Raw genomic sequence first — 22,893 nt, 5'->3', positions numbered from 1 at the left:
TCAGCGCTAAAAGTTCCACGTGGAGCTTTTCTGTTACGGTTCACCCATGAACGACAACGCCGTCCAGGTGGAGCACCGGGTGAACAACACGGTCCGCGACCTCCTCGTGCCTGCCCTGTTCCCGCGCAGGGCGCCCGTCCGCATCACGGCCTGGGAGGTGCCCGACGAGCCTGTCCCCTTCGCGGAGGCCGTGCGGCACGAGTTCACGCCGTTCGAGGTCGGGCAGCCGTGGAGCAAGCCCTGGGGCACCACGTGGTTCCACGTCACGGGCACCGTCCCGGACGGCTGGGGCCGTGCGGGCGCCGTCGTGCAGCTCTTCGTGGACCTCGGGTTCTCGCGGCTGATGCCGGCCTTCCAGGCCGAGGGCCTCCTGTACCGGCCGGACGGCTCGATCATCAAGGGGGTCGAGCCCTTCAACCACGTCGTCGAGGTGGAGGGCGACACGGTCGACCTCTACGTCGAGGCGGCGTCCAACCCGAACATGCTCGAGCACTTCTTCGCCTCGGCCCCGCCCACCCCCGCGGCGGGGATGGCGGCGGCGCTCCCGGGCACCTTCCTGCCCGCCGGCACCTCGCGCATCGCGCGCCTTGGGCACAAGGCGACGGCCGGCTCCGAGCCCGTCTACACGCTGCGCGAGGTCACGCTCGTCGAGCGCGACCTCGACGTGGACGCGCTGCTGAGCGACATCACCGCCCTCGTCGGGCTCGTGCGCGAGCTCGAGCCGGAGCTCCCGCGCCGGGCCGAGATCGTCCGCGCGCTGGACCGGGCGTGCGACGCGATCGACCCGGACGACGTCGCGGCGACCGTCGTCGCCGCCCGGCGCGAGCTCGCGGCCGTGCTCGGCGCCCCCGCCCACGCGACCGCCCACTCGATCGTCGCCGTGGGCCACGCGCACCTCGACTCCGCCTGGCTGTGGCCCACGCGGGAGACCGTGCGCAAGGCCGCCCGCACGTTCTCCAACGTGCTCGACCTGATGGACGCCGACCCCGACTTCGTCTTCGCCTGCTCCAGCGCGCAGCAGCTCGCATGGGTCAAGGAGTACTACCCCCAGCTCTTCGAACGGATCCGGGCCCGGGTCGCCGACGGGCGGTTCGTCCCTGTGGGCGGCATGTGGGTGGAGAGCGACACGAACATGCCGGGCGGCGAGGCGCTGGTGCGCCAGTTCCTGCACGGGCAGGGCTTCTTCCTCCGAGAGTTCGGGACGCTCTCCCGGGAGGCGTGGCTGCCCGACTCCTTCGGGTTCACCGCGGCGTTCCCCCAGATCGCGCGCTCGGCCGGCACGGACAGCTTCCTCACCCAGAAGATGTCCTGGAACGACACCAACCGCATGCCGCACCACACCTTCCTGTGGGAGGGCCTCGACGGCACCCGGCTGTTCACGCACTTCCCGCCGAACGACACCTACGGGTCGGACCTCGGCGCCGCCGACCTCGCCAAGGCGCAGCGGCAGCACGCCGAGAAGGCGACGTCGAACACCTCGATCACCCTGTTCGGCTGGTCCGACGGCGGTGGCGGACCCACCCGCGAGATGATCGCCGCGGCGCGCCGCACCGGGGACCTCGAGGGCTCCCCGCGGGTCACGCTCGGCTCGCCGGCCGACTTCTTCGCGGCGGCCAGGGAGAACCTGCCCGCGCCCGCCGTCTGGACCGGGGAGATGTACCTGGAGACCCACCGGGGCACCTACACCTCCCAGGCCCGGACCAAGCTCGGCAACCGGCGCAGCGAGCACCTGCTGCGGGAGGCCGAGCTGTGGAGCGCGACGGCCGCCGTCCGCGGCCTGCTCGACTACCCCTACGAGCGGCTCGACACGATCTGGCGCACGGTGCTGCTGCAGCAGTTCCACGACATCCTCCCCGGCTCGGCGATCGCGTGGGTCCACGAGGAGGCCGAGGAGGCCTACCGGCAGGTCGGCGAGGAGCTGGAGGGCATCATCGCGACCGCCCAGCGGGCGCTCGCCGGCGACGGGGAAGCCACGGTCGTGTTCAACGCGGCACCCTTCGCCCACCGGGACACGCCGGCGCTGGGCGCCGCAGTCCGCGCCCCGGAGGCGGACGGCGCAGGGCAGGGCGCGACGCCGGACGTGACCCCGGTCGCCGTCCCCGGCGGGTACCGCCTCGAGAACGGCCGCGTCGCCGCACGCTTCGACGCGGCGGGGCTGCTGGTCTCGCTGGTGGACCTGGCGTCGGGCCGTGACCTCGTCGCTCCCGGCGAGACGGCGGCGCTGCTGCAGGTCTTCCGGGACCGCCCGAACATGTTCGAGGCGTGGGACATCGACCGCTCCTACGCCAACGTCGTCACCGAGCTGCGCACCCCCGACGCAGTCCGGCTCGAGGGTGACGTCCTGACCGTGACGCACACCCACGGCGGCTCCACGATCGTCCAGCGCTACCGGCTGGCCGCCGACGCCGCGGAGCTGCGGGTCGAGACGGAGGTCGACTGGCACGAGCAGGAGAAGCTGCTCAAGCTCGCCTTCCCCGTGGACGTGCGCGCCGACGACTTCGCCTCCGAGATCCAGTTCGGGCACGTCATGCGCCCCACCTTCACGAACACCTCCTGGGACGCCGCGCGGTTCGAGACCGTCGCCCACCGGTGGGTGCACGTCGGGGAGCCGGGGTTCGGGGTGGTCGTGGCCAACGCGTCCACCTACGGGCACGACGTGACCCGCTCCACGCGCGCCGACGGTGGCACGACCACCCTGGTCCGGCAGTCCCTGCTGCGGGCGCCGAAGTTTCCGGACCCCGAGGCCGACCAGGGGACCCACGTCTTCCGGACCACGATCGGTCCGGCGGCCACGGTGCTGGACGCCGCGGCCGCCGGCTACCGGCTCAATCTCCCGGCGCGAGTCGTCGAGGGTGCCTCCGGCGCCGTCGTCGACCCGGTCGTGACGGTCTCGGCGCCCGGGGTGCTGGTCGAGTCGGTGAAGCTCGCCGAGGACCGGTCCGGTGACCTCGTCGTGCGGCTGTACGAGGCGCGCGGTGCGCGGACCGCCGTGACGCTCGGGCTCGGCACGCCGTTCTCGGCGGCGTGGCGCACCGACCTCCTGGAGCACGACCTGGGCGAGCAGACCTGGCAGGCGGGGGAGGCGATCGGCCTGGAGCTGCGCCCGTTCCAGATCGTGACGGTCCGCGTGCGGCCGGCGTCCTGAGCCGTCGGACCACGGGGAGAAGCGGAACGCCGTCCGGCGCGCGGCTCCCTAGGACGTCCCCGCCTCCTTCAGCCGGTAGAAGCGGAAGGACGCGAAGTCCTCGATCGGCAGCACCTCGAACTCGCTGAACCCGGCGGCCGCGCCGTACTCCCGCAGCAGGGAGGGCCGCAGCACCGTCCCGGTGGCCGCGCTCGGCCGGCTGGAGCGGCCGTCGGGCAGGCAGATGAAGATGCTGTAGCCGTACATGAGGCGCTCGACGTCGTCGCCGTCCGGCGCGAACGTCTCGGCCACCGCCTCGTCCATCACGATGAGCGGGGCGCCCGGCGCGAGGGTCTGGCGGACGGCGGCGAGCACCTCGACCGGCCGGGGCATGTCGTGGACGCACTCGAAGGCGAAGGCCGCGTCGTACTGCCCGGTGGGCAGGTGGGCGGCGTCGCCGTGGGAGAAGCGGACCCGGTCGCCGAGGCCGGCGGCGCGCGCGTTCTCCGTGGCCATGGCCACCGACGGCGCGTCGATGTCGATCCCGTGGACCGTCGCGCCGGGGTACGCCCGGCCGAGCGCGATGCTCGACCAGCCGCCGCCGGAGCCGACGTCGAGCACCTGGGCGCCGGGCCGCGCGAGCCGTTCGTGCAGGTCGGCGACGCCGGTGAGCGCGTCGGCCAGCCTGTGCTCGAACCACGGCCGGTTCATGTCGGACTGCCCCTCCCGCGCGTCGTCGCCCAGGTCGTCCCAGCTCACGCCGCCGCCGGTGCGGTAGGCGTCGAGCAGCCGGGGGAGCGCGGCACCGACCGCGCCGAACATCCGGGCGACCGGAGCGAGCAGGTCGAGGTGGTGCGGGTCGGTCAGGATCTCGGCAGTGCCCGGCGGGATGCTGAAGACCCGTGCGTCGGGGGTGCCGTCGGAGTCGAGGCGCAGCAGGCCGGTGACGGCCTGCTGCTCCAGCCACTCGCGGGCGTAGCGGGCGTCCGTGCCGGTGCGCCCGGCGAGCTGGGGCGCGGTCGCGGGGCCGTCGTCGGCGAGCGAGCGGTACCAGCCGAGGCGGTCGCCGAGGAAGACCGACAGCAGGTCGACGGTGCCGAGGACGGCGCCGAAGAGGCGCTCGGCCACGGCGTCGGCGGAGGGAGTGTCGGTCGGTGCCGGGCCGGTCGGCGCTGGGTTGGTGCTGGGGTCCACGTCTCCACGGTCCGCCCGCTCGGTCGGACGCACCACTGCGGGAGCGGGGGATTTTTCGGGACGTGCGGCAGGTCAACGGTTGTCAGGTCTCGGTCGGCGGCGAACCCCTGACGTCCTACCGCCCCGCCGACCCCCGGTGGTGCGCGTGCGCCCGCGCCCGTAGCTCCGGCGTCGCCGCCGCGCGGAGCGCGTCGAAGTACTCGCGCAGGGGCTGGCCGGTCTCGATCCAGCGCAGCTCCGCCTTGGACACGTAGTCGCCGCAGCCGGTGCAGAACGAGCGGTCGCCGTAGAGGAACGGGTTGGCGAGGTAGCTGCGGACGATCTCCTCGGGCATGCCGGTGCCCGCCCCGCAGACCAGGTGGCGGTAGGCCTGGGGGACGCCGTCGAGCGAGCCCTCGTACCGGGCGTCCGGCGTCAGGGTCACGTGCTCCTTCTGCTGGCCGTCCCGGCGACGCCGCAGGTGCCACCACTTGTGCAGGCGGAGCGAGGCCCGCGAGACGGCCCGGTGACAGAACGGGCAGGTGAGGCGTGCGGCGTCGGACATGCCGGACATGATGCCAGCGCTTCCGGGTGGCTGCGGACCCTTGACGTCCCAGGTTTCGCCCTCGTAATATCCGAACCGCAAGACTGCAAGAACTTGACAGACAACGAGCACAAAGCAGTGCACGTACTGCAACTCTGCACTCTCGCCCCCGGCACGCAGCCCTGCTCGGGCTGCCTCGGTGGCGCCGACCCGACCCACCCAGGACGTCGACGCACCAGCCGGTCGCGCCGTCGTCGGGCGCCGTTGCCCGCGGGTGGCCGAGCCCGCCACGAGCGGGAGAACGAGGACGTTCATGAGAATCCCCTGGAAGCACACGGTCGTGACGGGCGCCGCGCTGGCGCTCGTCGCGCCGCTCGGCCTGGCCGCCGTGGCGCACGCCGCGGACGCCACCAACCTCGCCCTCGGCAAGCCGATCACGGCCTCGTCCGTGACGCAGAACTACGTCGCGGGCAACGCCAACGACGGGAGCACCGGCTCCTACTGGGAGGGCGCGGGCGGGCAGTACCCGGCGCACCTCACGGTCGACCTCGGGCAGGAGGCCGACGTCGAGCGCGTCGTCGTCAAGCTGCCGCCGCCCGCCGCATGGTCCCCGCGCACGCAGACGTTCAGCGTGCTCGGGCGGTCCGACGGCGAGTCGTCGTACCGGACGCTCAAGGCCTCCGCCGCCTACTCCTTCGACCCGGCGAGCGGCAACACGGTCGAGATCCCGCTCGACGGCGAGGCCGACGAGGTGCGCCTCGCGTTCAGTTCCAACACCGGCGCGGGCAACGGCCAGGTCTCCGAGCTGCAGGTCTGGGGCACGCCCACGGGCGACCCGACCGATCCGCCGGACCCCACCGATCCGACCGACCCGACCGGCACCAACTACGCCCTGAACCGTCCGGCCGCGGCGTCGTCGACCGAGTGGACCTACGTCGCGGCGAACGCCGTGGACGGACAGACCGGCACGTACTGGGAGGGCGCCGGCGGGCAGTACCCGTCGACGCTCGACGCCTCGCTGGCCGCGCCCACGCAGGTCAGCAGCGTGCGGGTGCGGGTCAACCCGGACGCCGCCTGGGGTGCGCGCACGCAGACGTTCTCCGTCTGGGGGCGCTCGGGGACGGGTGCGTGGCAGGAGCTCAAGGCGTCCGCCGGGTACGCGTTCGCGCCCGCGAGCGGCAACCTCGTGGACATCCCGGTCACGGGCACCGTCACCGACGTCCGCCTGCGCTTCACGGCCAACACCGGCGCGGGCAACGGCCAGGTGGCCGAGCTGGAGGTCTACGGCGCCCCGGCGCCCAACCCGAACCTCACGGTCACCGCCGTGACGGCGTCCCCGGCGTCGCCGACCGCGACCACGCCCTTGACGCTCACCGCGACCGTGAAGAACACGGGCGACCGGGCCTCGGCGGCCACGTCGCTGGACGGGAAGATCGGCGGCAGCACGGCCGGCTCTGCGGACGTCGCCGCGCTCCAGCCCGGCGCGACCGCCCAGGTGCAGGTCGCGGCCGGCACCAAGCCCGCCGGTGAGTACACGGTCGGCGCCGTCGTCGACCCTGCCGACACGGTGGCCGAGCAGAACGAGACCGACAACGCGTTCACGGCCACGGCCAAGCTCGTAGTCGGCGAGGCGCCCGGGCCTGACCTGGAGGTCGTCTCGGTCTCCTCCACCCCGGCCAACCCCGCCGTCGGCGCCGCCGTGTCCTTCAGCGTCCAGGTGCGCAACCGCGGCAACCAGGCGGTCGCGGCCGGCTCCGTCACCCGCGTGGTGGCGGGTTCGACCACCCTGAACGGCACGACGCCGGCCGTCCCGGCGGGCGGCACCGTCACCGTCACCCCGTCGGCGACGTGGACGGCGACCAACGGCGGCGTCACCGTGACGGCCACGGCCGACGCCACCGACGTCGTCGACGAGACGAACGAGGACAACAACACCGGCACGCTCGCGGTGACCGTGGGCCGTGGCGCCGCCGTGCCGTACACGACCTACGAGGCCGAGGCCGGCCAGTACACGGGCGCGCTGCTGCAGACCGACCCGCTGCGCACGTTCGGGCACACCAACTTCGCGACCGAGTCGTCGGGCCGCGAGTCGGTGCGGCTGAACAGCACGGGCCAGTACGTGCAGTTCACGTCCACCAACCCGACCAACTCGATCGTGGTGCGCAACTCCATCCCCGACGCCGCCGGCGGCGGGGGACAGGAGAAGACGATCAGCCTCTACGCGGACGGCCAGTTCGCGCAGAAGCTGACGCTGTCGTCGAAGCACTCCTGGCTGTACGGGACCACCGACCAGCCCGAGGGCCTCGTCAACACCCCGGGCGGCGACGCCCGCCGCCTGTTCGACGAGTCGCACGCGCTGCTGAACCGGTCCTTCCCGGCAGGCACGGTGTTCAAGCTCCAGCGCGACGCCGGGGACGACGCCGCGTTCTACATCATCGACCTGGTCGAGCTCGAGCAGGTGGCACCGCCCACCTCGAAGCCCGCGCAGTGCACGTCGATCACCGAGTACGGCGCGATCCCGAACGACGGGCTCGAGGACACGGCCGCCATCCAGGCCGCCGTCACCGCGAACCAGGAGGGCGAGATCGACTGTGTGTGGATCCCGGCAGGCCAGTGGCGCCAGGAGAAGAAGATCCTCACCGACGACCCGCTCAACCGCGGCACGCACAACCAGGTGGGCATCAGCGACGTCACGATCCGTGGCGCCGGCATGTGGCACTCCCAGCTCTACAGCCTCATCAAGCCGCACCTCGCCCCAGGCGTCATCAACCACCCGCACGAGGGCAACTTCGGGTTCGACATCGACGACAACGTCCAGATCTCCGACATCGCGATCTTCGGCTCCGGCGACATCCGCGGCAACAACGGCCAGGAGGAGGGCGGCGTCGGCCTGAACGGCCGGTTCGGGCAGAACACCAAGATCACCAACGTGTGGATCGAGCACGCGAACGTCGGCGTGTGGGTGGGTCGCGACTACACCAACATCCCCGAGCTGTGGGGGCCGGGCGACGGCGTCGAGTTCTCCGGGATGCGCATCCGCAACACCTACGCGGACGGCATCAACTTCAGCAACGGCACGCGCAACTCGCTCGTGTTCAACTCGTCGTTCCGCAACACCGGCGACGACGCCCTCGCCGTCTGGGCCAACCCGTACGTCAAGGACCGCACCGTCGACATCGGCCACGACAACGCGTTCCGCAACAACACCGTCCAGCTCCCGTGGCGCGCCAACGGCATCGCCATCTACGGCGGCTACGACAACTCCATCGAGAACAACCTGGTCTACGACACGATGAACTACCCCGGCATCATGCTGGCGACCGACCACGACCCGCTGCCGTTCTCGGGGACCACGCTGATCGCCAACAACGGCCTGTACCGCACGGGCGGGGCGTTCTGGAACGAGGACCAGGAGTTCGGGGCGATCACGATCTTCCCGCAGACCCACGACATCACCGGGGTCACCATCCGCGACACGGACATCGTCGACTCCACCTACGACGGCATCCAGTTCAAGAACGGCGGCGGCAACATGCCCGACGTCCGCATCACGAACGTGCGGATCGACCAGTCGAACAACGGCTCCGGCATCCTTGCGATGGGCGGCGCCCGCGGCAACGCGATCCTGTCGAACGTGACCGTCACCAACTCCGGTGAGGGGGACGTCGAGAAGGAGCCGGGTTCGCAGTTCGTGTTCACCGGGCAGTAGGTCGCCCGGCTGGTTCGCCGCCCTGAGCGGAGACGACGACGGCGGGGTGTCGGCACGACGTGCCGGCGCCCCGCCCTGGTCGGTCGGCGGCAGGCGGTGTCAGTGGCTCCGCGTACCTTCGGAACCACGGCCCTGCGACGGGAGGAACCATGGTGCTGCGACTCGAGGAACTGAGCGTCGACAACCTGGGCGACGTCCTGCGCCTGCCGCCGCAGGCCGGTGACGACGAGCCGGTCGCCCCTACGGTCTGGTCGGTCGCCGAGGCGTACGTCCACCCGACGGCGTGGCCCCGGGCGGTGACCGACGACGGCGTGGTGGTCGGCTTCGTCATGGCCAACTGGAGCCCAGAGGAGCCGGAGCCGGCCTTCCGCGCGGGCATCTGGCGGTTGAACGTCGCGACGGATGCCCGCGGGCGCGGCGTGGGGCGGTTCGCCGTCGAGCAGGTCGCCGCCGAGGCGCGACGCCGCGGCGTGGACCGGATCACGGTGCTCTGGGACGCGACCCACGCCAGGAGCCCCGAGCAGTTCTACCTGAGGTGCGGGTTCCGGCCCACGGGTGAGCTGCTGGGCGAGGTGGTCGGGGAGCTCGACGTGCGGACGTGAGGCGGGCGGACGGGCGTGAGCCGACCGGGGATTTCACCCCGGCCGCTCGGTCTTGACCGGGCTTTTTCCGACATTTGTCCGGGCTTGACCCATACGATGTTGAGCCAGAGAGGGCGCCGGTCGCTCCGACGGGGCGGGTGCCGGTGACAGACGTGCGACACGGCGACGGGGGTACACGGGTGGACGAGCGGGAGTCGGAAGAGACTCAGGACCTGCGGTTCACCGCGCCGGAGCCGCCGATCGGGGACACGCGGCCGATGGCGCCGCCGTCGTCCGCCGCCCCTGGGTCCGCCCCGCCGTCCGTGGTGCCGCGACCGTACGAGTCGTACCCGCAGTCGCCCCACCAGCAGGCGCCCTATCCGCAGGCCCCGTACGTGCAGTCGCCGTATCCGCAGGCCCCGTACGTGCAGTCGCCGGGCGCGCACGGCGCCGGGCCGGTGGCGCCGACCAACCCGCAGGCGACGGCGAGCCTCGTGCTGGGGATCGTCTCGTTGTTCCTCAGCCTGCTCTTCGTGCCGTCGATCCTCGGCGTGATCCTCGGGATCGTGGGGGTCGCGCGCTCGCGCCGCACCGACCCGCCGGTCGGGCGGGGTGTGGCGATCACCGGCATCGTGCTCTCGCTGGCCGGAGCGGTGCTCGGCGTGTTCGCCGCGGCGGCCGTGACGGACTTCGTGTCCGACACGGCGCGGACGATCGTCGAGGAGAGTGCCACTACCCCGACGGACGAGGAGGACGGCGCCACGACCCCCGACCTGGAGGAGTTCGTCCGGCTCGACGCGGCGCAGTGGGCGGCCGTCGCGGACAACCCCGACGAGGCCGAGGGGCGGGCCGTCGTGCTGTACGCCGTGGTCGTGCAGTTCGACAACAGCACGGGTCCGGACCGGTTCCTGGCCGGCGCGGGCGTGAACCAGCCGGGCACCGAGTACGAGCTGGAGACCAAGGCCGTCTTCATCGGCGAGGAGGCCCTGCTCGACGGCGTGGAGTCCGGCGACGTGCTGAAGATCCACGCCGTGGTGCAGGGGGGCTTCACCTACGAGAACCAGATCGGTGGCGTCTCGACGGTGCCGGCGCTGACCGTCGCGAAGCTCGAAGACGTGGGTATGGCCGACCTGAGCAAGGACGTCGAGTTCGGGGCGATCGACCCCATGGCACCCGGTATCAACCGGGTTCCGGTCACCGTGACGAACAGCGGCGCGCGGACGTTCGACTACTTCATCGACGTGGTCGTCGAGAGCAAGGACGGCAAGACGACGTACGACACGAGCATGGCCGTGGTCGAGGGCGTCAAGCCCGGACGGACGGCCGAGACGACCGTCGACTTCTTCGTGGACCTCCCGGCGGACGCCGTCGTCCGGGCCGAGCTGGTGGAGCGGTACCCCGGGTAGCAGACCCGCCGGACGCTGCGGGGGCCGGGTTCCGTGGCGCCCACGCAGCGCCATCTTGTCATTCGTCATACATCTTACTAGTCTGTGTCGGCCAGGCATGTTAGCGCTCACAATGAAGGAGCAGCCATGACCGATCACAGCGGCGTGATCCGGACAGCACGCCGAAGCCCGCTCGTCCTCGGCCTCGCGGCCGCCGTCCTGGCGGCGTCGATGGTCCCTGCCGGAGGTGTGCCCCCGGCCGGGCTCGCCGGCACGGGCCTCGGCTCCGTGCGCACGGCGGCGTCCGACGCGGACGCGGGCGGCGCCGGCAGCGACAACGACACCACCGGCGACAGCCAAGCCGGGCTCCAGCGCCCGTTCGCCCTGCCCGGCCACGTCGAGCGCGACGACAACGGCGCGCTGTACGTGGGCGAGGGCGAGAGCCGGTTCGCGCTGCGCGTGAACCTGCGGACCACGGGCGGCACGCTGATCCGCGAGAACCAGGGCCTGCTGGCCCACGTGGCGGACGTCGGGCCCGTCACGGTGGACGGCTCGTACTACGAGGTGCGGATCAGCAGCGACGACCGGACCATCACCCCGGACCGGCTGGGGGCGATGCGCGAGATCCTCGCCCACCCCGCCGACTGGCCGCAGGAGCAGGTCGACCAGGCGCGTGAGCTCCTGCCATCCCTGGAGTCCCGGTACGAGCAGACACGGCGCGACGAGCAGGAGATCGTCGTCCGGTTCGCGCGCACCGCGCCCAACACGCTGGTCGGCGCCGTCACCGCACTGCAGGACGACACCACGGTGTTCCTCGAGGCCGCCCCGCCGTGGGGCGAGCCGAGCAGCTACCGCGTCACCGACCAGGGCATCCGCGCCTCCAGCCCCGGCCTCGACGACCCGGACCTGACCGGCCACTTCGCGCTGACCCCCACGCGACGCCCGGATGCCGGCGCGTCCTATGCCTCGGTCAGCGACCTGGTCGCGGGCATGCAGGGCGAGGACGCCGCCGCCGGCTCGGCCGCCGCGGCGCTGCGCTACACGCTCGACGAGGACGAGACCATCACCTTCACCAGCACCGTCTCGGACACCCCGGCGAGCGCCGCGGCGAGCACCGCCGCGACCGGCGGGGCCGGTGAGCGAGCGATCCTCGCGGCCCTCGCGCGGGGCAGGGCCCGGGCCGACGTCGGGACGCTCAGCGGGAGCGGACCCGCCGGGCGGTCGGCGACGGCGATGCGCACCGCCATGGGGCTGAACGCCAACTACGACGAACGGTTCCGTCAGCGGTTCCTCGTGTGGGGCTGGGGGCGCGGCGGCGCCGAGAACGACACCATCTTCACGGGCTGGGACTCCGCGTGGGACGCGATCATCGCGCTCACCGTCGACCCCGAGCTGGCCCGGGAGCACGAGCGCGACCTCTTCGACACCGGCGGTCCGCGCTACGACCAGCTGCACTCCGGGCCCATGCATGCGTACGCCGTCAAGCGGATCTACGGGGCCACGGGCGACCTCGACCTGGTGCGCGAGGCCTACCCGGCGCTCGCCGACTTCATCCAGAAGCTGCCGGAGTGGGACGTCGACGGCGACGGGCTCCTGGAGGCGCCCTACGACGCCGACCCGAGCAAGGTCGGCAACCACCTGGGCCTGGACGACCTGCCGTCGTACTGGTCGGCGAACCGGATCCCCAAGGAGGGCGGGAGCGGCGACGAGCGGGACAACACCGACCTCACCGACGTCGCCCTGACCTCGTACTACGCGCTGATGGCGCAGACGATGGCCGAGCTCGCCGACGCCCTGGGCCGGGACGCGGACGCGGAGCGGTACCAGGCGCTGTTCGACGACGTGAAACGGGCCGCCAACGAGACCCTGTGGAACGAGGAGCGGGGGATGTACCTCGACCGGCACCTCGACGGCCGCTGGGGAGACGTGGTGACGGGCACGGTCTTCTACCCCCTCTTCGGCGGCGTGGCCACCGACGAGCGGGCCCGGCGGACGGTTCAGGAGAATTTGCTCGACCCGGAGCAGTTCTGGGGCGAGCACGCCGTGCCGAGCATCAGCCGGGCGGACGCCGAGTACTGCGCGAACGGCCTGGAGGCGCCCAACGCGTCGTCGTCGTACCGGTACTACGTGGGGTGGAACCAGGAGAACTCCTGCGAGCAGTGGCGCGGCGCCGTGTGGCCGCCCATGAACGCGACGATCTACGACGGCCTCAAGCGGTACGGGCTCGACGAGGCGGCGGGCGGGCTCGCGGCGAGGAGCACGGACATGTGGCTCGACACCTGGGACCGCAACAAGCAGTTCCCCGAGTACTTCGACCCCGAGCCCGGCCAGGTGATCAACGGTTCCGCGGTGGACAGCGCGTGGCGCTACTACACCTGGTCCAACGTGATGCCGCTGATGGCGGCGCACGAGCTGGTCGCCGAGGACCCGTGGGGCGCGCCCGGTTCGGTCACCTTCGGTTCGCTGGCGCTCCAGGGCCGCAACACCGTGGACGACGTCCGCGTGGGCGGCAGCACCTTCGCCGCGACGGTGAGCCCCGCCCGCACGGAGCTGCGCCAGGACGGCCGCCCCGTGTTCCGCGCCGTCGGCGGCCGTGTCGTGGTGCGCGACTTCGTGGTGACCGGGCGGGGCGCCTGTTTCGAGGTGAATGCCGATTCGCGCGTGCACCTGACGTTCGTGCCCGAGCGGGGCGCGCCCCGCCGGACCACCGTGGGCGCCGGCCGCACCGAGACGTGCCTGTAGCCCACCCACGACCTCCCTGCCCACCAGCACGAACATGTACGACCACGAAGGAGCTACCAGGATGCACGGCACACACACGCCCGAACGCTCGGGCCCACCGGGACGCGGGTGGGGCCGGCGGCGGCGCCGCCTGACGGCGTCGGTCCTGGCGGGGGCGCTGCTCACCGCCGGGGCCCTGGCCGGCGGCGCCTCGGCGGTCGCCGGCACGCCCGCCGGTGGTGCGGCCGACGGCGACGCGGTGACGATCGCCGTCGACGGCGCGAGCGAGGGCCGCACGTACGACGGCATCGGGGCGATCTCCGGGGGTGGCGCGACGTCGCGACTGCTCCTGGACTACCCGCGCGAGGAGCGGGCCGAGGTTCTGGACCACCTGTTCAAGCCCGGCTACGGGGCGTCGCTGGAGATGCTCAAGGTCGAGATCGGCGGCGACACCAACACGACCGACGGCTCGGAGTCGAGCCACGCGCACGTGCGCGGCGAGGTCGACTGCGACGCGGGCTACGAGTGGTGGCTGATGCGCGAGGCGGTCAAGCGCAACCCGGACATCACGCTCGGCGCGCTCGCCTGGGGCGCGCCCGGCTGGCTCGGCGACGGCGAGTACTACTCCCACGACACGATCGAGTACTTCGTCGACTGGCTGGACTGCGCCGCCGGGCACGGCCTGACGATCGACAACGTGGGCATCCGCAACGAGCGCGAGTACGAGTCCCAGTGGGTCAAGGACTACCGCGCGGCGCTCGACGCGGCCGGCTACGCGGACGTGCGGATCATCGCCTCGGACGAGGCGGCGCGCCGCGGGGAGTGGCCGATCGCCGTCGACATGGCGAACGACCCCGAGCTGTTCGACGCCGTGGACCTGCTGGGCAACCACTACTCGCGCGGGCCCAGCTCCGCGGCGGCCCAGGCCCTGGGCAAGCCGCTGTGGATCTCCGAGGGCGGGCCGTGGTCGGCCGAGTGGGGTGCGGGCGGCTCGTCCGCGTCGGTGCCCTCGCTCATCAACCACGCCTACCTGGAGGGACGCATCACCGGCGTCACCTTCTGGAATCTGCTCACCAGCTACTACGACGGCCTGAGCATCTCCGACGCCGGGCTCATGCGGGCCAACACCCCGTGGTCGGGGGCGTACCAGGTGCAGTCGGCCGTCTGGGCGGTGGCGCAGACCACGCAGTTCGCCGAGCCGGGCTGGCGGTACCTCGACACCTCCTCGGGCTACCTCGACGCGGCGGACACCGCGCAGGGCAGCTTCGTCACGCGGGCGGCGTCCGACGGCGGCGACTGGAGCACCGTGATCGAGACGATCGGCGCGGCCGCGCCCCGCACGGTCAGGCTGTCGGTGGCGGGCGGTCTGAAGGCGCGCGACCTGCACGTGTGGCGGTCGACGGCGGACGACCGGCTGGTCCGGCAGCCCGACCTCAGGCGCACTCCCGACGGCACCTGGTCCGTGACCGTCCCCGCGAACGCCGTCGTCACCGTGACGACCACCACGGGGAAGGGCCTCGACGACGCCGAGGGCAGCCACGAGTCCGCGTTCCCGTTCCCCTACGCGAACAGCCTCGCCGACGGCGGCCCCAGCGGGCAGACGCCGTACTTCTCCCAGATGGAGGGCGCCTACGAGGAGCGGCCGTGCGCGGGCGGACGCCGCGGCACCTGCCTGACGCAGGTCTCGCCGCAGCCTGCCATCTCCTGGGCGGCGTGGAAGAAGCCGGCCGGGATCCTGGGCGACCTGAACTGGGCGGACTACACGGTCGGCGTCCAGGCCTACGTGCCGGCCGACGGCACCGCCGAGGTGCTCGGCCGCGTGTCGAACGACGCCATGGCGCCGGTCCCGAACGGTTACGGGCTCAGCCTGGCCGCCGACGGCACGTGGTCGGTCGGCCGGGGCGAGCCCGGCGGGAAGGCCTGGCTGGAGCTGGCGAGCGGGATCCTCGCGGGCGACGGCGGTTCCGGGGACGACGCCGCGGGCTGGCACGACCTCGCGCTGTCCTTCGAGGGCGACGTGATCACGGCGACGATCGACGGCGACCGGGTCGGCGAGGTCACCGACACCACCTGGGTGTCCGGCATGGTCGGGCTCTCGGGCGACTATGCGCCGGTGCAGTTCGCCGATCTGCGCGTCGACCCGCTGCGCCCGGTCGTGACGATCGACGACGCCGACGCCGGCACCCCGGGCGAGGCCGCGACGATCGCCTACGAGGGGGACGGGTGGGCGCACTGCTCGGCCGGCCCCCGGCGCGACGACCGTCAGGACGACCGGCCGGACGACCGGCACAGCGACCGGTGCGACGCGGTGACGGCCCGGCAGCTGCGCGACGCCGTCGGGGGCACCGTGAGCGCGAGCCGCGACCGCGGCGACGCGTTCACGGTCGCCTTCGACGGCACGCAGGCCACGCTCACCGGCGTGGCCGGCCCGCGGGGCGGGACCGCGCGGGTGTCGATCGACGGGAACGAGCCGGTGCTGGTGCCGTACGGCGACCTCGGCGAGGTCGAGTGGCGCACCCCGGTGCTGACCGACGGCCCGCACACCCTGCGGTTCGAGGTGGCCCCCGGCCGTTCCGCAGGCAGCTCGTCGGCCGGCCGGGACGGCTGGGTCTCGGTGGACCGGGTCGAGGTCGCGCCCGGCGGCAGCGGGACCAGCTCCGTCGACGACCAGAGCGAGGGCACCGGCCAGGGGCGCCTCGACTACCGCGGCGACGGCTGGCTGAGCTGCCCGGGCTGCATCAACCGGACCGGGCTGTACCACTCCTCGGTGACGTCGACGACGGTGGCCGGCGACTCGGTGGACTTCCGGTTCTCGGGATCGTCGGTGGACCTGTACGGGCTGCGGGCCTCCAACCAGGGCCTGGCCACGGTGCTCATCGACGGCGTCGAGGTCGGCACCGCCGACTTCTACGGCCGCACGCGGGTGGGCAACCAGCTCATCTGGACCAGCGCCGCCCTGGAGCCGGGCGACCACACGCTGACACTGGTGGCGTCGGGTCTGGGCAGCGGGTCGCCGTTCGGCACCGGCATCAACGTCGACCGGCTGGTGGTGCGCCGGTAGGCGTCGTCGCCGTGCTGCCGGCCGCGCCGCCGACCGCCCTGCTCAGGGCGGCCGGCGGCGCGGCCGTCCGGGCCTGCAGGTCCACCCGGTGCGCCCCGCACCCGGCGCACCGCACGTACAGCACCCAGCCCGCCGAGGTGGGGTGGCGCGAGTCCGTCGTCCACGAGTGCTCGTGACCCGGGCCCGGGGTGCTGGTGCTGGTGCCGGTGCTGGTGGCGGGTGCGGGACGGGTCTCGGTGGTCGTCATGCCTCCCACGATGCTGTAATGGCCTTGTGCATCTCAACCCTTACGGCGAGTATGCCGTCCTGCTCGCCGCGTCCCTCGCCAACGACTGGCCGGGCGACCGGGCGGGGATCGAGGCGCGCACGCGCGAGTTCGGCATGACCATGGAGTTCCGGGAGGAGCCCGCGGACCACGCGCGCTCGCGCGCGGCGATCGACGACTGGCTGCGCGTCGTCGACGCCGCAGACCCGGCCGAACGGGCCGCGCTGCTGAACGCCCAGATGGCCGCCGTCGCCGCCTACCCGCGCCTCACCGACCACGACGGGGAGGGCTGGCACTTGCATTACCGGGACGACAACCAGGTGCTGTCCGCCGTGCTGCGCGCCGTGATCGGCGTGGGTACCTCGCTGCACCTCGTCACCCGCGGCATGCACCGGCTCGGGCGGTGCGCGTCGGAGCCGTGCACCAACGTCGTCGTCGACGTGACCCGCAACGGGCGGCAGCGGTACTGCTCCGTGCGCTGTGCCAACAGGGCGGCGGTGCGCCGGCACCGGGAGCGGGCGGTCCCGTAGCACCGGCGGTCCGCCGTGCAGCGGCACGTGGTGTTCGCGGGACAGGGCGAACTGTCGGCCGAGCCGGCAACTAGGACAGCGGTTGTCCTCCATCGCGCCTAGCGTGGCGGGCATGGACCAGATCGAGCTGCTGCAGCCAGAAGGACTCGTGCGGAGCCCCGCGTTCAGCCACGTCGCCGTCGTCCCGCCCGGGGCCACGACGATCCACGTGGGCGGGCAGAACGCCGTCGACGCGACCGGTCAGCTCGTCGGCGGCGACGACGTCGGGGCCCAGACCCGGCGGGTCATGGAGAACCTGACCACGGCGCTCGCCGCCGCCGGAGCCGGCATCGAGCACCTGGTGAGCGTCACCGTCGTGCTCGTCGAGGGTGTCGACATCAACGCCGCCTACGGCGCCGCGTCCGCCTCGCTCGCCGGGCTGTCCGAGCCGCCGCTGGTCATGGGCATGTTCGTCCGCGGGCTCGGCGTGCCGGGCGCGCTGGTCGAGGTGTCGGCGCTCGCGGCCGTGGTGCGCTGATCGCCGCGCGTGCGGGCGACCCCGACGGCCACGCCGACCGCCACGGCCACCAGCCAGAGCAGGGCGAGCCAGCTGGGGAGGATCAGGTGGGTGCCCGGCTCGGCGAACGCCGCCCGGAACACGTCCCAGGCGATCATCAGCGGCCCGTCCGGGTTGGCGGTCAGCCAGGAGGCCCCGGGGTAGACCGAGCTCGCCGCCATGTAGAGGGCGGGGGCGGCCGACTGCGCGACCCAGAACATCAGGAGCGCCGGCACCCACGACAGCCACGACCAGCGGCTCCGCGTGACGCTGACGCCGAGCACCACGCCGAGGAGCACGAACACGACCACGGAGACCGTGTGCGCGAGGCCCGGCCCGCTGGTGCGCAGGCCGCTCGTGGCGAGGTGCAGCACGTCCTGCACGAAGAACACCGGGGCCGCGAGCCAGAACCCGCGCAGCCACACCGGCCCGAGCACGGCGAACAGGCCCGCGAGGAGGCCGAGCAGCGACGCGGCCAGGGCGACGAGGAAGGTCGCCTGAGCCACCACCGTGCCCGCGGAGCCCGCGCGCCACGTGGTCGCGAGCAGCGCGTCGAGGTGCTGGGCCTGACCGATCAGCCAGACGGCACCGGCCACGACGACGATCCCCAGGGCACCCGCGTCTGCCGCCCACCGGGGCCGCGAGCTGAGCCACGAAGTGCAGAGCGCGGCGGCCGCGCCGGTGAAGGCCACCGTCGCGACGGCCGAGGCCTCGGGCATGCTCGGCGTGGAGACCGCGGCGAGCAGCGCCGCCTGTGGGCCCGCGCCCACCACCAGCCAGGTCACCGGTGCGATGAGCAGGAAGAACCAGGGCGAGATCCGTGCACGCCGGGTGGTCGTCGACATGCGGCGGATTGTTTCACACAGTTCGAGTGGAAGATCCTATTTGTCCGATCCGATGTCCGGCGGAACGGGCCCGGCGGCGGACGCCGCCCGCGCGAGGCAGGATCAGAGGAGCGGAACCGACCTGGAGGACGTCATGGCTGACACACCCACCACGCCCCGGACCTACCCGCACGGCGTACCCAGCTGGATCGACCTGGAGACGCCGGACGTCGACGCGGCGCTCGGCTTCTACGGCGACCTGTTCGGCTGGAGGTTCACCGAGATGCTGCCGCCCGGCGCACCGGAGCGCTACGTGGTCGCGTCGCTGGACGGCACGGACGCGACGACGGTCGCCGCGGTCGCCACCCCCTCGGCGGGCCTGGACGGCGAGGTCGCGTGGCACACGTACGTCGCCGTGGACGACGTCGACGCCGCGGCCGCGCGCGTCGCCGAGCTGGGCGGCTTCGTCAGCTCGGGACCCGAGGACGTGGGGCCGCCGGGGGAGCCCGTCGGGCGGATGGCGCGGATCGTCGACCCGCAGGGCGCGACCTGCCGGCTCGTCCAGGCGGGCACGCGCCCCGGTGCGCAGTCCGTCAACGCCCCGGGCACGTGGAACTTCAGCAACCTGTCCACGCCGGACATGGACGTGGCGCTGCGGTTCTACGGGCCGCTGCTCGGCTGGGAGCGCAGCGACGACCTCGGCGCCGGCATGCTGCGCGTGCCCGGGTACGGGGCCCACCTTGCGCGCACGTTCGACAGCGACATCTACGAGCGGCAGGAGGGCGCGCCGCCGGGGTTCGCCGACGTCGCGGCCGGGATCCTGCGGGGCGACGGTCCCGCGCACTGGTCCGTGTCCTTCTCCGTGGCCGACCGGGACGCCTCAGTGGCTGCGGCGGAGCGGGCCGGCGCCACCGTGCTGTCCGCGCAGGACACCGAGTGGACCAGGGAGGCTGCGATCCGCGACCCGTTCGGTGCCGAGCTGGTGCTGTCCCAGTTCTCCCCGCCCGAGTGGTTCGACGAGGCCCGGGCCGAGGCGGGAGGCTAGGCGACGAACGTGTACCGGCCGGACCCGACCCGCACCACGACCGCGCCGTCCTCCACCGAGACACCCGTGACGCCCTCCGCGCGCCGGAGCGGGCGTCCCTGCTCGGTGACGGCCTCGGGGTCGCCGACCGGGAGACGCACCGTCGCCGTCGCGCCCACGGGGACGGCCACGCTCAGCCGGAGCCGGCCGCCCACGCGCCGCCAGTCGCTCGCGACGGTGCCGAACGGCGTGCGGACGCTCCCGCTCGCCCGGTCCAGGTGCGCCGTGACGGCCGGGGCGATCGTGATGTCGCGGAACCCGGTCTCGGGCGAGGCCTGGATGCCGGCCACGTGCTGGTAGAACCAGTCGTCGACGGTGCCGAGGAAGTAGTGGCCGTAGGAGCGCGCCTCCCGCGACCAGTGCTCCCACATGGAGGTGGCGCCGCTCTCGATCAGGTAGCCCCAGCTCGGGTAGCCGGTCTGCACGGCGAGCTCGTAGGCCAGGTCCGCGTGTCCGTGCCGGGTCAGCACCGGCAGCAGCCACTTGGTGCCGAGCACGCCCGTGTTGAGCTTCGTGCCCTTGGCCCGGACGTCGGCGACGAGACTGTCGACCACCCGGCGCGTGGTCGCGGCGTCCGGCGCGAGCCCGAACTCCACGGCGAGCACGTTGTGCGTCTGCCGGTACCCGCGGTCCCCGTCGCCGCGGTAGTACCCCGCACCGGCGTCGAGGAAGGTCTCGTTGAAGGCGGTCCGGATCGTGGCGGCGTTCCGGGCGAAGTGCTCGACGTCGGCGGCCTTGCCGAGGAACCCGGCGCTCCGGCGCATGAAGAGCGTCATCGAGTAGAGGAAGGCGGTGGCGGAGACCCGCAGGTCCTCGGGCGCGTTGCCGCCCGCGGGGCTCGCCTCGGGGCTGACCCAGTCGCCGAGGCGTGCGTCCGGGACGATCCCGCCGTCGGACCGGTCGAACTCGAGGTCGACGTACCGCTTCATGCCGTCGTAGCACTCGGCCAGCACGCGGGTGTCGCCGCCGTACTGGTAGAGCCACCAGGGGATCATCACGTAGGCCGCGTGCCACGGCGGGCACACGCCCCACTCGCCCCAGTCGCCGGAGCTGGGCGCGATGACGAGCGGCCGGCCCTGCTCGTCGCGCGTCTCGTGCACGTCGCGCAGCCACTTGGCGAACAGCTCGTGCACGTCGAGGTTCAGCAGGAACATCTCCGCGCCGATCGCGGCGTCGCCGGTCCAGCCGTTCTTCTCGAACATCGGGGTGTCGGTCGGGATGCCGTGGATGTTGTTGGTCAGCGTGTCGACGACGGCCCGGTGGGTGCGGTTCATGATCTCGCTGGAGCTGTCGAACGACCCGGTCTCCGCGGCGGCCGTGTGCACCACCTGCGCGGTGAACGCGTCGAGCGGCGGCGGGCCGTCCTGCGGCCAGCCGGTGACCTCGACGTACTGGAAGCCCTTGTACGAGAAGCGCGGCTCCCACGACTCCGGCTGTCCGGTGCCCGCCAGCGTGAAGCGGTCGGTCTGGAACCCGGCCTGGAACCCGCCGTTGTTGCTCAGGTTCACGCGCCCCGCGGCGGTGAGCTTCTCGCCGTGGGCGGCCCGGACCGTCGTCCCGGCCGGCCCGGTCGCGGTGTACCGGACCCAGCCTGCGAGCACCCGCGGGAACTTCACCACGTACACGCCCGGCGTGGGCTCGGTCACCGCGACGGCGGGCAGCGACTCGATCACCTCGATCGGCTGCTGGCGCTGGTTGACGAGCACCCCGCGCGGGCCGGGCGCCACGGTGGCGGCGGCCCAGCCGGCGTCGTCGAACCCGGCCGTGTCCCAGCCGGGCAGCGTGCGGCGGGCGTCGTAGGCCTCGCCGCCGTAGAGGTCGTCGGACACCGTCGGTCCGGCGTGGACGCGCCAGGCCGCGTCCGTGACCACGTGCTCGACGGCGCCCCCGGCGTACTCCAGGCGCAGCACCGCGCGCACCACGGGCTCGTCGTGCCACGGCGGCGCCTCCCAGCGCCACACGTTGCCGCCCGTCATCCCGTAGAAGCCGCGGCCCAGCTCGATGCCCAGCGCGTTGCGGCCCCGGCGCAGCCCCCGGGTCAGATCGGTCGCGGTGTACTGGACGGTGTCGTCGTAGTCGGTGAACCCCGGAGCGAGGACCTGGTCGTCGGCGGGCGCGCCGTTCAGCGACACGTCGGCGTACCCGCCCGCGGCCAGGTAGAGCGTGGCGTTCCGCAGGCCGGCGCCGACGTCGAGCTCCTTTCGCAGCAACGGGGCCGGCAGGGGTTCCGGCGACGGCAGGCGCACGCCGCGGCCCCACGGCCCGGAGCCGTAGGTCGCGATCTCGGCGGCCGGGTCCCAGCCGGACTCGTCCAGGTCGGGCCGCGCGAAGTCGTCCTCGAACGCGGTGGCGGCCTTCCAGCCGCTCCCGCTCGTGAGGGTCGCCGTGGTCCCGTCCGAGTACGTCAGGCGGACGACGGCGAGCACCGCGCCCGCGCTGACCGCGTCGTTGGTGCCGCGCACGGCGAGCACCGTGGCGGCGCCGGGGTCCCCGGGCGTCCCGGCCGGCAGGTCGACGGCGTAGAAGCGGGCCGCCTGCCAGCCGTTCTCCGCGGGCTCGGTCCTGCCCGCCTCGACGCCGTCGACCCAGAGCGTGAACGAGTCGTCCGCCGTGATCAGCACCTCGGCCCGGGTGGCGTGCGAGCCCTCGGGCGCCGTCCGCGTGATCCGGAACGCGCGGTCCTGACCGGGCAGCTCGCCCTCGGCGGCCCACATCCACGCGGCGCCGTCGAACCTCAGGTCGGTCACCTCGTCCGGGACGCGTGCGTTGCCGATCCACGCGGCGCCCGCCCAGTCGCTCTCGGCGTACAGCCCGGTGCGGAAGGCCGCCGTCGTCGAACCGGCGCCGTGCGTGGTCGCGACGTCGACCCGCCAGGTGTACTCCGTCGCGGCGCGCAGCGCAGGCCCGTCGTACTCGACGTTCGCCGACTCGTGGGACGGCACCACGCCGCTGTCCCACACCGTGCGCGAGCCCGGCCCGCGCGTGCTGACCCGCAGCCGGTAGGACTCCTGCTCGACGCCGCGCCGGTCGGTCACGATGGTCCACGAGAACCGGGGGCGGTCCACGTCGATCCCGAGGGGACTCGACTTCTTCTCGACCAGCGGATCGGTCAGTCGGATGCTGCCGGGGCCGTCGGGCCGTGGCCCGTGCGCGGCGGTGTCGTCCGGCAGGGCAGCGGCGGTGCTCGCGGCGCCGAGGGGAAGCGCGGCGGCGGTGGACGCGACGCCGGCGGACGTGAGGAAGGTTCTGCGGTCGAGGGCCATGACGCCTCCAGGCATGTGCGGTGTCGAGAGAACGAGCTCCGTTGCAACGTTTCAAACACGCGTGCGCCAGTGTAGGGGTGATGTGTCGCCCGGG

General features: G+C 73.1%; 13 protein-coding genes. 9 read left to right on the top strand and 4 right to left on the bottom strand.

Translation table 11 applies throughout. The features are described from left to right. Positions 1-46: 46 nt before the first annotated feature. Positions 47-3,145, top strand: a complete 3,099-nt coding sequence (locus tag ACZ7LE_RS13065; protein ID WP_470403698.1) for an alpha-mannosidase — start codon at positions 47-49, stop codon at positions 3,143-3,145. A 48-nt stretch (positions 3,146-3,193) separates the two neighbouring features. Here ACZ7LE_RS13065 and ACZ7LE_RS13060 read toward each other — a convergent pair whose 3' ends face one another. Beyond that, positions 3,194-4,318 carry a class I SAM-dependent methyltransferase gene (locus ACZ7LE_RS13060; protein WP_470403697.1) on the bottom strand — a complete coding sequence of 375 codons (1,125 nt, stop codon included), beginning with the start codon at positions 4,316-4,318 and terminating at the stop codon, positions 3,194-3,196. A 115-nt stretch (positions 4,319-4,433) separates the two neighbouring features. Then, positions 4,434-4,862, bottom strand: coding sequence for a hypothetical protein (locus ACZ7LE_RS13055; RefSeq protein WP_470403696.1), 429 nt, complete (start codon positions 4,860-4,862; stop codon positions 4,434-4,436). Between the two features lie 292 nt (positions 4,863-5,154). Here ACZ7LE_RS13055 and ACZ7LE_RS13050 point away from each other — a divergent pair, with 292 nt between their 5' ends. The 5 genes from ACZ7LE_RS13050 to ACZ7LE_RS13030 all read left to right on the top strand — a co-directional run bounded on the left by ACZ7LE_RS13050 (position 5,155) and on the right by ACZ7LE_RS13030 (position 16,298). Beyond that, on the top strand, positions 5,155-8,550 hold the full coding sequence (locus ACZ7LE_RS13050; protein WP_470403695.1) for a CARDB domain-containing protein: 3,396 nt from the start codon (positions 5,155-5,157) through the stop codon (positions 8,548-8,550). A 149-nt stretch (positions 8,551-8,699) separates the two neighbouring features. After that, positions 8,700-9,152 carry a GNAT family N-acetyltransferase gene (locus ACZ7LE_RS13045; protein ID WP_470403694.1) on the top strand — a complete coding sequence of 151 codons (453 nt, stop codon included), beginning with the start codon at positions 8,700-8,702 and terminating at the stop codon, positions 9,150-9,152. A 143-nt stretch (positions 9,153-9,295) separates the two neighbouring features. Next, the gene (locus ACZ7LE_RS13040; RefSeq protein ID WP_470403693.1) at positions 9,296-10,537 is read left to right on the top strand and encodes a DUF4190 domain-containing protein; all 1,242 of its coding nucleotides are present in this window, start codon (positions 9,296-9,298) and stop codon (positions 10,535-10,537) included. Between the two features lie 126 nt (positions 10,538-10,663). After that, a complete protein-coding gene (locus tag ACZ7LE_RS13035) occupies positions 10,664-13,258 on the top strand; it encodes an amylo-alpha-1,6-glucosidase (RefSeq protein ID WP_470403692.1) in 2,595 nt (864 codons plus the stop codon). Between the two features lie 61 nt (positions 13,259-13,319). Then, positions 13,320-16,298: a hypothetical protein gene (locus ACZ7LE_RS13030; protein ID WP_470403691.1), complete on the top strand. Its 2,979-nt coding sequence runs from the start codon at positions 13,320-13,322 to the stop codon at positions 16,296-16,298. Here ACZ7LE_RS13030 and ACZ7LE_RS13025 read toward each other — a convergent pair. After that, entirely contained in the window at positions 16,267-16,545 is a 279-nt protein-coding gene (locus tag ACZ7LE_RS13025) for a hypothetical protein (RefSeq protein ID WP_470403690.1), read from the bottom strand. The genes ACZ7LE_RS13030 and ACZ7LE_RS13025 overlap by 32 nt on opposite strands. Positions 16,546-16,571: 26 nt before the next feature. Between ACZ7LE_RS13025 and ACZ7LE_RS13020 the strand changes: the two genes are divergently transcribed. The 3 genes from ACZ7LE_RS13020 to ACZ7LE_RS13010 all read left to right on the top strand — a co-directional run bounded on the left by ACZ7LE_RS13020 (position 16,572) and on the right by ACZ7LE_RS13010 (position 19,497). Next, entirely contained in the window at positions 16,572-17,093 is a 522-nt protein-coding gene (locus tag ACZ7LE_RS13020) for a CGNR zinc finger domain-containing protein (protein ID WP_470403689.1), read from the top strand. Positions 17,094-17,205: 112 nt separating this feature from the next. Then, positions 17,206-17,610: a RidA family protein gene (locus ACZ7LE_RS13015; RefSeq protein ID WP_470403688.1), complete on the top strand. Its 405-nt coding sequence runs from the start codon at positions 17,206-17,208 to the stop codon at positions 17,608-17,610. A 996-nt stretch (positions 17,611-18,606) separates the two neighbouring features. Further along, a complete protein-coding gene (locus tag ACZ7LE_RS13010) occupies positions 18,607-19,497 on the top strand; it encodes a VOC family protein (RefSeq protein ID WP_470403687.1) in 891 nt (296 codons plus the stop codon). Here the strand turns inward: ACZ7LE_RS13010 and ACZ7LE_RS13005 are convergent. Beyond that, entirely contained in the window at positions 19,494-22,799 is a 3,306-nt protein-coding gene (locus ACZ7LE_RS13005) for a family 78 glycoside hydrolase catalytic domain (protein ID WP_470403686.1), read from the bottom strand. The two genes, ACZ7LE_RS13010 and ACZ7LE_RS13005, sit on opposite strands and share 4 nt — an antisense overlap. Positions 22,800-22,893 lie beyond the last annotated feature (94 nt).

Source organism: Promicromonospora sp. NPDC110617, assembly GCF_055598465.1.
The sequence above is the reverse complement of the archived record's forward strand: the minus strand, read 5'-3'. Positions and strand labels throughout refer to the sequence as shown.

Coding starts and splice junctions, on each gene's coding strand:
- ACZ7LE_RS13065 (WP_470403698.1), top strand. CDS start 47: ATGAACGACAACGCCGTCCAGGTGGAGCACCGGGTGAACAACACGGTC.
- ACZ7LE_RS13055 (WP_470403696.1), bottom strand. CDS start 4,862: ATGTCCGACGCCGCACGCCTCACCTGCCCGTTCTGTCACCGGGCCGTC.
- ACZ7LE_RS13050 (WP_470403695.1), top strand. CDS start 5,155: ATGAGAATCCCCTGGAAGCACACGGTCGTGACGGGCGCCGCGCTGGCG.
- ACZ7LE_RS13045 (WP_470403694.1), top strand. CDS start 8,700: ATGGTGCTGCGACTCGAGGAACTGAGCGTCGACAACCTGGGCGACGTC.
- ACZ7LE_RS13035 (WP_470403692.1), top strand. CDS start 10,664: ATGACCGATCACAGCGGCGTGATCCGGACAGCACGCCGAAGCCCGCTC.
- ACZ7LE_RS13030 (WP_470403691.1), top strand. CDS start 13,320: ATGCACGGCACACACACGCCCGAACGCTCGGGCCCACCGGGACGCGGG.
- ACZ7LE_RS13025 (WP_470403690.1), bottom strand. CDS start 16,545: ATGACGACCACCGAGACCCGTCCCGCACCCGCCACCAGCACCGGCACC.
- ACZ7LE_RS13015 (WP_470403688.1), top strand. CDS start 17,206: ATGGACCAGATCGAGCTGCTGCAGCCAGAAGGACTCGTGCGGAGCCCC.
- ACZ7LE_RS13010 (WP_470403687.1), top strand. CDS start 18,607: ATGGCTGACACACCCACCACGCCCCGGACCTACCCGCACGGCGTACCC.
- ACZ7LE_RS13005 (WP_470403686.1), bottom strand. CDS start 22,799: ATGGCCCTCGACCGCAGAACCTTCCTCACGTCCGCCGGCGTCGCGTCC.